Origin of the sequence: Haloferula sp. (assembly GCF_049672945.1) — a bacterium.
Lineage (GTDB): Bacteria > Verrucomicrobiota > Verrucomicrobiia > Verrucomicrobiales > Akkermansiaceae > Haloferula.
This window is the reverse complement of sequence record NZ_JBATWY010000198.1, coordinates 1-12,716: the sequence shown is the minus strand read 5'-3', so window position 1 is coordinate 12,716 and position 12,716 is coordinate 1. Positions and strand designations below refer to the sequence as shown.

Annotated in this window: 8 protein-coding genes and 1 riboswitch; of the genes, 6 read left to right on the top strand and 2 right to left on the bottom strand. The window is 59.3% G+C overall.

Annotation, left to right across the window (positions count from 1 at the left end; genetic code table 11):
• Window positions 1-78: 78 nt before the first annotated feature.
• The 3 genes from WBG04_RS18180 to WBG04_RS18170 all read left to right on the top strand — a co-directional run bounded on the left by WBG04_RS18180 (window position 79) and on the right by WBG04_RS18170 (window position 4,999).
• Window positions 79-2,247 (top strand): c-type cytochrome domain-containing protein, encoded by a 2,169-nt coding sequence (locus tag WBG04_RS18180; RefSeq protein WP_424316132.1) that lies wholly within the window; start codon window positions 79-81, stop codon window positions 2,245-2,247.
• Window positions 2,248-2,274: 27 nt separating this feature from the next.
• Window positions 2,275-2,388: riboswitch (TPP riboswitch) on the top strand.
• A gap of 79 nt (window positions 2,389-2,467) precedes the next feature.
• Window positions 2,468-4,531, top strand: coding sequence for a phosphomethylpyrimidine synthase ThiC (thiC, locus tag WBG04_RS18175; RefSeq protein ID WP_424316131.1), 2,064 nt, complete (start codon window positions 2,468-2,470; stop codon window positions 4,529-4,531).
• Window positions 4,532-4,630: 99 nt separating this feature from the next.
• A complete protein-coding gene (locus WBG04_RS18170; protein ID WP_424316130.1) occupies window positions 4,631-4,999 on the top strand; it encodes a DUF2237 family protein in 369 nt (122 codons plus the stop codon).
• A gap of 227 nt (window positions 5,000-5,226) precedes the next feature.
• On the opposite strand, the gene WBG04_RS18165 is transcribed toward WBG04_RS18170, so the two are convergent.
• Window positions 5,227-5,547: a zinc ribbon domain-containing protein YjdM gene (locus WBG04_RS18165; RefSeq protein ID WP_424316129.1), complete on the bottom strand. Its 321-nt coding sequence runs from the start codon at window positions 5,545-5,547 to the stop codon at window positions 5,227-5,229.
• A 94-nt stretch (window positions 5,548-5,641) separates the two neighbouring features.
• Here WBG04_RS18165 and WBG04_RS18160 point away from each other — a divergent pair, with 94 nt between their 5' ends.
• Together WBG04_RS18160 and WBG04_RS18155 are read left to right on the top strand one after the other, a co-directional pair.
• Window positions 5,642-6,667 carry a BPSS1187 family protein gene (locus WBG04_RS18160; protein ID WP_424316128.1) on the top strand — a complete coding sequence of 342 codons (1,026 nt, stop codon included), beginning with the start codon at window positions 5,642-5,644 and terminating at the stop codon, window positions 6,665-6,667.
• Window positions 6,668-6,847: 180 nt separating this feature from the next.
• Window positions 6,848-9,994, top strand: a complete 3,147-nt coding sequence (locus tag WBG04_RS18155) for a PVC-type heme-binding CxxCH protein (protein WP_424316127.1) — start codon at window positions 6,848-6,850, stop codon at window positions 9,992-9,994.
• 51 nt (window positions 9,995-10,045) lie between these two features.
• On the opposite strand, the gene WBG04_RS18150 is transcribed toward WBG04_RS18155, so the two are convergent.
• Window positions 10,046-11,110, bottom strand: a complete 1,065-nt coding sequence (locus tag WBG04_RS18150) for a nucleoid-associated protein (RefSeq protein WP_424316126.1) — start codon at window positions 11,108-11,110, stop codon at window positions 10,046-10,048.
• 240 nt (window positions 11,111-11,350) lie between these two features.
• On the opposite strand from WBG04_RS18150, the gene WBG04_RS18145 reads away from it, so the two are divergent.
• Window positions 11,351-12,716 (top strand): glycosyltransferase family 4 protein (locus tag WBG04_RS18145; protein WP_424316125.1); only part of this gene is annotated, 1,366 nt, incomplete at its 3' end.

Sequence of the window (12,716 nt, the reverse complement as noted above, 5' to 3'; positions counted from 1 at the left end):
AACATGGCCCCCCCGCCCCACACCAAGCGTCTGCTTCGACGTAAGAATGGGCTTTTGTGAGCGTATCGCTTCCTTGTAGTGGAAGCAGCTTCGAAACTCCTCGTCACGCTGAGTCTGGCGGCACCGGTCATGGCCGCCGAAAAAGTCACCTACGACGATCACGTGCTGCCGATCTTCGAGCAGGTTTGCCTGAACTGCCACAACCCGGACAAAACCAAGGGAGGACTCGACCTTTCCAGTTACCAAGGCACCCTCAAGGGCGGATCGGGGGGAAAGATCGTCGAAGCCAATGATCCCAGCTCGACGCTGCTTGCCGTCGTCATGCAGACCTCCGAGCCAAAGATGCCGCCGGAAGGCGACGCGCTCTCCTCGACCCATGTTGAAACGCTCAAAAGCTGGATCGAAGGCGGCCTTCTGGAAACCAGCTCCTCGGCGGCCAAAAAGCCCGCCAAGCCCAAGTTCGACGCATCGATTCAGTCCGATCCGGCAGCCAAACCTGATGGCCCTCCCCCCATGCCCGAGCATGTTCTTCTCGAACCGGTGGTCGTCGCACCCCGTGCCTCGGCGATCCATGCGATGGTCGCCTCACCGTGGGCCCCTTTGCTTGCCGTCACTGGCCAGCGCCAAGTCCTGCTGTTCCACACCGACACCCTTGAACTCGTGGGAGTGCTGCCCTTTCCCGAAGGAGACCCGGTCTCACTGGCTTTCACGCCAAACGCGCGCTATCTGATCGTCGGCGGGGGCATTCCAGGAAAATCCGGACTGACGGTGACCTTCGATGTCACCAACGGGGAACGCATGCTCACCGCTGGCAAGGAGTTCGACACCGTCACCGCCACCGACCTCCACCCCAGCCTCGATCGAGTCGTGACCGGCTCCCCATCACGACTGATCAAAGCTTGGAAGACCGATGACGGTTCCTCGATAAGCTCCATCAAAAAGCACACCGACTGGATCACAGCCCTCGATTTCTCACCGGATGGCATTCTCTTGGGATCAGGCGATCGCAATGGCGGGCTTTGGGTCTGGGAATCCGAGAGCGGCAACGAATTCCATACCCTGCGAGGTCACCAGGCAGGCCTCACCGCCGTCGTCTTCCGTCCCGACTCCAACATTCTCGCCAGCGCCTCGGAAGACGGCACCGTTCGCTTTTGGGAGATGAACCAAGGCAAGGAAATCAAAAAGCTCGATGCCCACCCTGGCGGCGTCACGGCCTTTTCCTGGGCACGTGATGGCTCCTTCGCCACCGCCGGGCGCAACAAGAAGGCCCGGCTGTGGAAACCGGACTTCGGCCAACGCCTCGAAATCAAAGACCTCGGCGACCTACCAACCGCCATCGCCCTCAATGCCGACGGAACCCGGCTCTTCATTGGCGACTACCACGGCATCATCGCCGTCCATGACACCGAGAAAGGCGCTCGCATTGCTCAGATGGATACCAATCCCCCAAGCATCGAAACCCGACTGACCCGACTTCAGGAAGACGCTTCAAAGCAATCGCAGCTGATTGCCATAGCCAGAGAGGAAAGAGACCAAGCCAACGCGAAGCTCGCCGACCTGAAAAAGCGTATCGCTGATGCCGAAAACGCAGCCAAAAAATCAAAGGTCGCGATGAAATCGGCAGAGCACGAACTCGCTGAATCGAAAAAGCAGAAAACCACCGAACCCACCCGTGAAGCCGAAACGCTTGCCAGACTTGAAAAGGCACGCAAGCAGAGCTCCGAAGCGGACCAGAGGCTGAGCAAGGCTCGAGAAGCCATGAAGCCCATCGAGGAGTCACTTGCAAAAGCCAACCGCAGCGCAAAAGAGACCGAGTCCGAAATGGCGAACATCGTGTCCCGCCAACGGCGTTGGAGCGCAGCCCAGCTGAATGCCCAGTCGATGGAAAGTGCCATCCTCGCACGGCGCCTCGAAGTCGAGGCAGAGGCATTTGCCTCGGAATTCACGAAGATCGCCCTTTCGCTCGAAACGGCCCGAACCGAACTCCAACAAAAGCGAAAAGAGCGGAGCGACGTCGCCGAACGCCTCAAGACCGCGGACCCCGAACACTCTGAGGAACTGAACGCCGTCCTCGCGGCCCTCGCCGCCACCCTCTCCGAGCAGGCTGTCGGACTGAAGGAACTTGAGCAAAGCCTCACGAAAGCCCGCCACCAAGCCGACCAGCACCTGCCGGCTGCCACCGCGGCCAGAGCGGAGTCGATCCGCCTCAAGAAGGCCTACTTTTCAAAGCTGAAGCCCACTCCTTGACGCGCTCGCTCGATCGACTACCTTCTGCGCAACCGACAGGGGTGCTTCACGATCGAGAAGCCGAGATTTTCCGCCGCGTGGAAAAGACCCTCCGAACCTGATGCGGATCGCACCGCCGTAGGAAGTCGCCCCACTTACGTCTTCCCACCGGCCGCGCTCTTTCTCAGGCGCGGCCTTTTCATTTCCGACAACCGATTACCCCAACCCCGCAGCATTCCCCATGATCTCGCCAAACGAATCCGAAGCCATCCCGGAGAATTCCAAACGTCGCAGCGACTACACCGGTAACTTCATTGAGGACATCGACAACAGCGAGGAACTCGCCGCCCTCGAAAAGGACCCCACCATTTTCCCCAATTCCACTCGGATCTATGTCGAAGGAACCATCCACCCGAGCGTGAAGGTCCCGATGCGTGAAATCCGTCTTTCCGACACCGAACACGCCAACGGACGCGTTGAGAAAAATCCACCGATCAAGGTTTACGACTGCGCCGGTCCATGGGGTGATCCTTCCTTCGAAGGAGATGTCACCAAAGGCCTTCCCGCAATGCGCCGCCAGTGGATCCTCGATCGCGGTGACGTCGAGGAGTACGATGGTCGCAGTATCAAACCTGAGGACAACGGCTACCTCTCCGACACCCACGCCGAGAAATACAACGAGTCCAAGGCCGCCAAGAACAAACTCAAGGAATACCCCGGCCTGAAGCGTAAGCCGCTCCGCGCCTCCGCCGGACATCCCGTGACCCAGAAATGGTATGCCGACCAGGGCATCATCACCCCCGAGATGGAATACATCGCCATCCGCGAAAACATGGGGCGGACGGAAGAATTCAAGACCATCTGCGATCAGTATCCCAACCTTCGCGACCTTCCAGACGACGCCTCCGAGCGCCTCAAGCAGCTTTGCTCGACGCCTGACGGCTACGAAATGCCGCGTCCCTCCGAGATCGATCCGATGAAGCAGGTCTCTCGGAACGTGATGAACCACCAGCATCCGGGCCAGAGCTACGGCGCCCAGATCCCCAAGCTGATCACCGCCGAATTCGTTCGCTCGGAGGTTGCACGCGGTCGCGCGATCATTCCCTCCAATATCAACCATCCGGAAAACGAGCCGATGATCATCGGTCGCAACTTCCTGGTGAAGATCAACGCCAACATCGGCAACTCCGCCGTCGCCTCAACCATCGACGAGGAGGTCGAAAAGATGCGCTGGGCCACCAAGTGGGGTGCCGATACCGTGATGGATCTTTCCACCGGCAAGAACATCCACGCGACCCGTGAGTGGATCCTCCGCAACTCACCCGTCCCCATCGGCACCGTGCCGATCTATCAGGCACTCGAAAAGGTGAACGGCAAGATCGAAGACCTCACCTGGGAACTCTTCCGTGACACCCTCCTCGAACAGGCCGAACAAGGCGTCGATTACTTCACGATCCATGCCGCCGTCCTCAAACGCTTCGTCCCGCACACCGCCAAGCGCATGACAGGCATCGTCTCCCGCGGCGGATCGATCATGGCCAAATGGTCACTCCACCACAACAAGGAGAACTTCCTCTACGACCACTGGGACGATATTTGCGACATCTGTGCTGCCTACGACGTCAGTTTTTCCATCGGCGACGGCCTCCGTCCCGGCTCGATCGCCGACGCCAACGACTACGCCCAGCTCGCCGAACTCGAGATCCAGGGCGAGCTCACCACCCGCGCCTGGGAAAAAGGCTGCCAAGTCATGAACGAGGGTCCCGGCCACGTGCCGCTGCACCTCATTCAGGAGAACATGCAGAAGCAGATCGAATGGTGCCACGAAGCCCCCTTCTACACCCTCGGCCCGCTCACCACCGACATCGCGCCAGGCTACGACCACATCACCTCCGGCATCGGAGCCGCCAACATCGGATGGTATGGCTGCGCGATGCTCTGCTACGTCACACCCAAGGAACACCTCGGTCTGCCTAACAGGGACGACGTCCGCGAGGGCGTCATCACCTACAAGATTTCCGCCCACGCTGCTGACCTTGCCAAAGGCCACCCCGCCGCTCAGGAGCGCGACAACGCGATCTCGAAAGCCCGCTTCGAATTCCGCTGGCGCGACCAGTTCGCGCTCGGTCTCGATCCCGCCCGTGCGATCGACTTCCACGATGAAACCCTTCCCGCCGAAGGCGCCAAGACCGCTCACTTCTGCTCCATGTGCGGCCCGACCTTCTGCTCCATGAAGATCACTGCGGACGTTCGGAAGTATGCTGAGGAAAACGGCTACACTGAGAAAGAGCCCGCCCTGCCTTAGCAATATGGAGAAGGAGTTTGAAACTCCTTCCGTCCAACCCTAACGCCCCCTCCTCTCACCAAGGACTTCAAAAGTCCTTCTCCATACTCCCCAAACCACGTGTCCAAGCAGTCCAACATCCTCGGGAAACCTCTGGCCCCATGCAGCATGGATCCTCTAACAGGATTTATGCGCGACGGCCATTGCCGCCTTGGCCCGAACGATCATGGCGTGCACACCGTCTGCGCGGTCATGACCGAGGACTTCCTCAAGTTCACGAAGGCCGTCGGCAACGATCTCTCCACACCGCGTCCGGAGTACGACTTCCCCGGCCTGAAACCGGGAGACCACTGGTGCCTCTGTGCCGCCCGCTGGCAGGAAGCCTTCGAAGCAGGTCACGCCCCACCCGTCGTTTTGGAAGCGACCCATCTCTCCACCTTGGAGTTCGTCGACCGGGAAAACCTCATCGCCAAGGCTTGGTCGGAGTAGCGCCCAGGACCTGGGGAAGCGCTGATTAAAGGCGCGGGCCGGCGCTCCGAGTCATTTTGTCTTCTGACAAGGCGTGACGAAGGAGTTGGTCAGAACCAACGACTGAGGAATAACGCAGTCAGAGGACAAAAGAGCCGGAGGTCTTCCCCCCCGGCGAGCAAAGCGAGCGACTTCTTCTGAGACCCTAAGAAAACCTTCGACGGCTTGCGGATGTAACCAGTGTTTCCCTAGCCGACCTTCTTCACATACATCGCCTTCAGGGCGATGGACATGCCATCCATCTTGCAGGCAATTTCGTGATCCCCGTCGACCAGTCGGATGGGCTTGGATTTGGTGCCGACCTTCAAGACTTCCGATGACCCTTTGAGCTTCAGATCCTTGATCATCGCCACCACATCCCCCTCGGCGAGAATATTGCCGTGCGCATCCTTCACGACCCTGCCCACTTCCTCAATCGGCCACTCGTGTCCGCAGGTCACGCACTCGTAGTTCTCCTCAAGAACCAGGATCTCGGTCATTTCGCACAGCGGGCAGCTTTGTTCGTTCATCGCTGCCCAGAGAAAACCCGCGCCACCCCAAGCTCAAGCGCTCATTCAACATTGTGCCTTCACGATCCCCAATGCCTGATCCAGACTCCCTCCCATGACCCGATTCCCACTCTCGCTTGGCATCGTCGCCCTTCTCTTTTTGCCAGTCAGAGCCGAACCAGGACCATTCAATCTCAGCGCTCGTGCCAGCGAGATCGATCCGCGCACCAGCGAACATCCGGAAATCAACTTCGTATTCGGAACGGATCAAAAGCCCGAGGATCTCCAGCATGCTTTGGTCGACACTCGTGTCGATTCCCGCGGCATGCTCGTCATCTGGCTGATGGCGCACAACCAACGGCTCTTCGATCGCACTTCGAGCTACGGATATCATAGTATACAAGTCCACTACGCCCGCGGCTGGTTCTCCAAACTCTACTCTGGCGAACCTCCCGCCGACGATCTTTTCCTTTCAAAGATCCGGCTGGAAGCCACCACCGGTCAGGACTTCAGCAAGGCCATCGATATCCCCGAGCCCGACGGCATGATGGAGCGGGCCTTCCAATTCGTGAAATGGCTCGATTCAAGGAATCCGGAAGGAAACTGGAAGCAATTCCTGAATCGCGACAAGAACGGCATCGATTGGGACAAGGTCATCATTTCCGGAAGCTCCCATGGCTCGACCAGCGCCGCCCGCTTCGCCAAACACCAAAAGGTCGCACGGGTCGTCATGTTTGCCGGACCCCGCGACCAGCACGAGGTCTGGCAAAGCCTTCCCTCTGCCACCCCGGAGGAGCGCTTCTTTGGTTTCAGCCATGTCCTCGACATGGGTTGGGAACAGGACCACTACCCTCGTTCCTGGCAGCTCCTGGACCTCCAGAAGTTTGGCCCCATCGTCAATATTGATCAGACCTCACCACCCTACTCGAATACCCGTCGGCTCATCACCGAAGCCGATGTCGGCGGCAAGGAGCAGCGCGCTCACAACGCCGTGATTCCGGGAAAGAACAGCCCAAAGGACAAGAAGGGAAAATTCCTCTACGAAGACGTTTGGCGCTATCTCTTCACCCATCCTGTCGATCAATTCGGCAAGCCTGTCCCTCCCGATCCAAAAGTCCGCACCCATCAGCGGAGCCAGTGACACGGGCACTTCAAATGTCCTCACCCTACGTCACCTAAACTCGGGACAAGCCATGCTGCGTCCGGGAACCATCTTAATGATAAGATGCTCGCTCAATCCCCCAAATCATTCCGCCTCAGAAAGCCGCGCCTTCAACAAACCACCAGATCGAAAGATCAACTTCACAGACTTCGTAAGCCGATGCACATGCGACCTCAGGCTGCCCTTCTCATCGCCCTCATTCCCACACTTGCCTGGGCGGCGCCCGAAACCAAACCCTGCTCGAACGGCCTGATCCGCACCAAAGTCGCCAGCGCTCCCCTCCTCAAGAACCCGGTGGCGCTGAGCGTCGATGTCGATGGCTCCATTTACGTCACGGAGACGGAACGCCGCAAGGTCGCCGACCTCGATATCCGCGAAGTCACCTGGTGGATTCCCGATGACCTCTCCCATTCCTCGATCGAGGAAAAACGCGACTTCTTTCGCAAGAACGTGACCTCGAAGCGATTTCAAGGTCACCAGTCCGTCAAGGACTCCAACGCCGACGGCCGCATCGACTGGAAGGACCTCACCACCCACACCGAGAAGATCCACCGCCTTGTCGACTCCGATGGCGATGGCATCATGGATACATCGACCGTCTTCGCCGAGGGCTTTAACACCGAAGTCACCGGTATCGCCGCCGGGGTCCTCGCCCACCGTGGGGATGTCTTCGCCACCATCGCACCCGATGTCTGGAAACTCCGCGACACAACAGGCAATGGAAAGGCAGACCAGCGCGAATCCATCGCCCACGGCTTCGGTGTCCACATCAACTACGCCGGTCACGACATGCACGGCCTCACTTTCGGTCCCGACGGGCGCCTTTACTGGACCATCGGTGACAAAGGGACGAACGTCGTTTCCAAGGAGGGCACTCGTTACTTTTTCCCGCACGAGGGAGCGGTCCTGCGCTGTGATCCCGACGGCTCCAACTTCGAGGTCTTCGCCCGCGGCCTACGGAATGTCCAGGAGATCGCCTTTGACGAATTCGGCAACCTCTTTGGAGTCGATAACGACTCGGATCGCGCAGGTGAAAAGGAACGCCTCGTCTTCATCTCTGAAGCATCGGACAGCGGATGGCGCGTCTACTACCAATACCGGGACAATGTCTACAATCCCTGGATGGACGAGCGCATCGCCTTCCCGGACGGCGAGTTCCGCCCCGCTGCGTGGCTCCCTCCGGTATCCAACTATCTCGATGGACCCGCAGGATTTTCCTACAATCCCGGCACCGCACTGTCCGAGCGCTACCGTGGATCATTCTTCCTATCCCAGTTTCCAGCCGGGAAAATCAACGCCTTCAAAACGGAAGCCGATGGTGCGGGATTCCGCATGACCGATGATCATCTGGTCGCGGAAGGAGACGCATTCGTCGGCTCGAACTTTGGTCCCGACGGCGCCCTTTACGTTGTCGATTGGCAAGGCGGCTATCCTCTCAATGAAAAGGGCGCCGTCTGGAAAATCGACGATCCCGAGTCCGCTGATACTACGATCCGGCAGGAGGTCGCCCGATTCCTCCGCGATGGCCCCTCCAAGGTCGAATCCATGGCGCTCCTGAGACGCCTCGGCCATCCCGATCAACGCATTCGCCTCGATGCCCAATGGGAGCTTGCCCGCCGCGGCGAATGGTCACTCCTCAAGCAAGCCGCCACCTCGCCCGGAGCCGAAACCGTTACCGTGGCGCACGCCCTGTGGGGCCTCAGTCAAGGCAAGCAGTTCGATCCCAATCTCTTTGCCGCCCTCTCCCAATCCAATGAACCCGAAGTGCGCGCTCAAGCCGCGAAGTGGGCCGGTGAATGCAAGGTCACCAACGCCGAACTCGGCCCACTACTTGCCGACCCATCACCCCGTGTCCGCTACCACGCTGCCCTTGCTGTCGCGAAAACCGGAGCAAGCCGCTACGTCGCCAATGTCGTCGCCATCCTTTCCTCCAGCCCGGACGCTTGGCTGCGCCACGCCGCAGCCACCGCCCTCGCTTCAGCCGCCACTCCCGCCGAACTTGCCAGCCTGAGGACGAATCCCATCCCGGAGGTCCGCAGGGCCGCCGTCATCGCCTCGAAACAGGCGCTCGAACGTCTCTACCGCGTCCGACCAAAGGACGCCGCGCCCGAACGGAACCGCATGATACCCTACGAGAACGTGCTCTCTGAGTTTCTCAGGGACAAGGACCCAGCTATCGTCAGCGAGGCCGCCATCGCCATCCATTCCGAACCCGGAGCACCTGCTGCCTTGCCCGTTCTGGCCGACCTACTTCGAACAAATCCACTCGCCCCCGAGCCCGCCATCCGCCGGGCCATCTCCGCAGCCCGCCAGCTCGCCACGCCGCGCGACCTCCTTCTCCTGGCCAACTACGCCGCCAATAGTAGTGCTCCAGAAACGCTCCGACTCCGCGCCCTCGACGTCCTCAAGAGTGCCGCAAAACCCTTTCAACTCGACCCGGTCGACGGCCATTGGATCGATCTCCCCGAGGCGGACCTGAGTCGCGAAACACGTCGCAGTCTTGGCCTTCCTCTCGCCACCATCAGTGGCAGCAGCCAACTCGTGAAGACCGCTGGCACGACAATCGACGCCGTCGGCGAGCGACTCAACGCCAAGCAACTCGCAGCACGCGCCACCGATACCAAACTCGACCCATCCCTGCGCCTGCTTGCCCTCGCATCCCTGAAACCCCTCGATGAAGCCAAATGGAAGTCCACGGCCATTGAGATGATTCGGAACGGCACTCCACCCCTTCGCATGCAAGCTGCCCGGCAACTTGCTTCCTCGGAGCCAGCCGCTGTGACGAGTTACATTTCGAATCTCGGCCTCCCGTCCAAGGATCTCACCGAACGCCAGCATGCGGTTTCGCTCCTCTCCCATCTCAAGAACCCGGAAGCCCATCAACTTCTCACCGAAGTCCTCGCCCAAGCCTCCGACAGCAAAATCGAAGCCGCCCTGCTTCTTGAAATCCTTGAAGCAGCAAAAGCCAATGGACTCGAAACCACCAAGCTTGAGTCTCTGCTGAACTCGGACTCCCGCCACCTCCACACTGGCGGCGACTCTGAGACAGGCCGCCGGATCTTTGAAGGCAACCTTTCGGCAAACTGCACCGCCTGCCATCGCATGGGTCCCGTCGGGTCAGAAGTAGGCCCGCCGCTCACCGAGGTCGGAAAAAAGGATCGCGCCTACATCGTCGAGTCACTGATCAATCCTCAGGCACAGATCTCCGAAGGTTACCCGACTCCATCCAGCATGCCGCCCATGAGTTACATCCTCTCGCCTCGCGAGATCCGCGACCTTGTCGCATTCCTTGCGGCGCAGGATTAGTCTTTCGCGAAAGCATCGAACCGAATCCATCACGGTCCCGGAGCAATAAACTCAGCCCAGCAAATCCTTGTTATAGAAAACCTTGATGAACTTCATGCCTTTCTCCGAGTCGTAGCCTTTCTCAAGCACCGCATCCGGCTTGTCGACGACCTTGGGCTTCAACTTGATCTCCACTCCGGTATCGAGCTTCATCAAAGACTTCATGCCCTTCCTGGCCTTGGCCACATCCCGCTTCGAAATATCAAAAGCATCGGCAACTCTGACACCTTCCTCTTCTTCAACCCGCTTCCGCTCGGCCGCGAACTTTGCCTTCGCCTGTGGTGTCCGCAGCGCCTGCTCTTCAAACTCCTGCAGGCTGAACTTCTTCTTTCCGTCGAAGTAGGAAAGCGCCGCCTTGGCCGGTGAGTTCACTTCCCACGGCGGCGAGTCATCATCGACCTCCGAAGCGTCCGCCGCCACTGCCGCCATCGCCATCTCGGCCACCTTCTTGGTCATTAGCGTCGGATCGGAGATCGGGACGACGCTCAGGAAATCACGAACCCAGAAGCGCGACTCGGATCCCGCACGGTCAAAGGTCAGCACGTAGTATCCCTTGCCCGCAAAGTGATCAAGAATGAGGCAGCCCTTGTCGATCTTCTCAGGATTGATCCCCTGCTCGGTTGAAAGCTGGAGATCGCCGTCTTTCGAGGAAATGCTCAGGAATGGCGTGACGCTCTCGGATTTCAGGATGCAGATCGCACGCTTCTTCTCACCTTCGACCTCAATCCCCTCGATCAGAGAAATGCACAAGTCACCCGACTTGATATTCGGGTGGCTCGACTTTGAATAGAGCCGCTTCGCGATCTCGCATCCGCGATCCAGCAAAGCCGCATCATCATCGAAAACCGCCGCCGAACACTCGTTCAATTCATGTTTCTCCAGCGAGGCATGATGATGAAAACGGTGACCCTGCATCCCGAGACCTTTGAAAGGCCTCAGAAATATCGACGATAGCATCGCCTGATCCTCTTCGTCCACCTTCAACACCTGTTTGGAAGTCTGGAGCGGTTCTTCTCGCGAAGGATTTCCCACTTTGGCCAGCACCAACCCCGCCACCCGGGCCTCCTCGAGAATCATTCTTAACGTCACACCCGCGGAAGTAGGCGACCCTCGCCTGCTTGAAAAGCCCGATTCTCCCTGATCGCGCGCTTCCGCAGCATTATCGGAAATTCCTCCCGGTTTTCGGATTGATTTTGACTCCACCCACCACCGCGTCCATCTTGCACTGTTTCGCAAGAGGTCGAAAGTCCGATTGTCGGAGTCCCAATTGGGGCTCCCCCGCCACCAAGTGCGCGAGATCATTGAACTCACGCACCCATGAATCCGGCACTCCCGACACGCCATATTGCCTTCATCGGCAACTACTCACCCCGCCGCTGCGGTATCGCTACTTTCACCACCGATATCTGCGAGGCCATCGCCACCGAGTTCCCCGCCACGAGTTGTATCGCCGGCGCGGTCAACGATACCCCTGAGGGCTACGCCTACCCGTCGCAGGTTCGCTTTGAGATCGATCAGGACGACCCGGCCTCCTACCTGCGCGCCGCCGAGTTCCTTCACATCAACAACGTCGAGGTGGTCTCCATTCAGCACGAATTCGGAATCTATGGTGGTCCCGCCGGATCGATGCTCCTCGGATTCCTCAGCGAGTTGAGGCGACCGGTCGTCACCACCCTTCACACCGTCCTGAGTTCACCCGATCCCGATCAAAGGGTGGTCATGCGGCGGCTCGACCAGCTGTCCGAACGCTTCATTGTCATGGCCGAACGCGGACGACAAATGCTGATCGACGTATACGACGTCAAGCCGGACAAGATCGACCTGATCCCCCACGGCGTCATCGACATGCCCTTCGTCGACTCGAATTTCTACAAGGACATCTTCGACGCCGAAGGCAAAACCGTTCTCCTCACGTTCGGACTGCTCTCGCCTAACAAAGGTATCGAAACCGCGATCAGGGCGCTTCCCGCAATCCTCGCCGATCACCCCGACCTGGTTTACCTGATCGTCGGAGCGACCCATCCCCATTTGCTCGCCGAAGAGGGCGAGCGTTACCGCGAAAGCCTCATCGCCCTCGCAGAAGAACTTGGCGTCTCCGATCAGGTCGTCTTCCACAACCGCTTCGTCTCGATGGATGAACTCAAGGAATTCATCGGCGGCTCCGACATCTACCTCACGCCATATGTCAACGAGGAGCAAATCACATCGGGAACCCTCGCCTACACTTTCGGCGCCGGGAAGGCCATCATCTCAACTCCCTACTGGCATGCCCAGGAGCTCCTGGCAGACGGCTGCGGGGTGATCGTTCCCTTTGCTGACGCGCCTGCCATCGCCGAGGCCGTCCACGACCTCCTCGCCCACCCCACGAGCATGACGGCGATGCGCAAGCGCGCTTGGAAAGAAGCCCGCTCGATGATCTGGCCGGAAGTCGCCCGCCGCTACATGGATAGCTTCAACGCCGCCCGTGCCGGTCTCAGCAACCCCTCGAAAGCCACGATGAAGCAGCGCGGAACCGAAAGCCGGCATTACCCGATTCCGGCGCCGAACCTGGAGCACCTCCAGCGCATGAGCGACCACACCGGCATCTTCCAGCACGCGATCTACAGCGTGCCGAACTACCACGAAGCCTACTGCACCGACGACAACGCCCGCGCCTTCATCTACACGGTTCTCCATCAGGAGG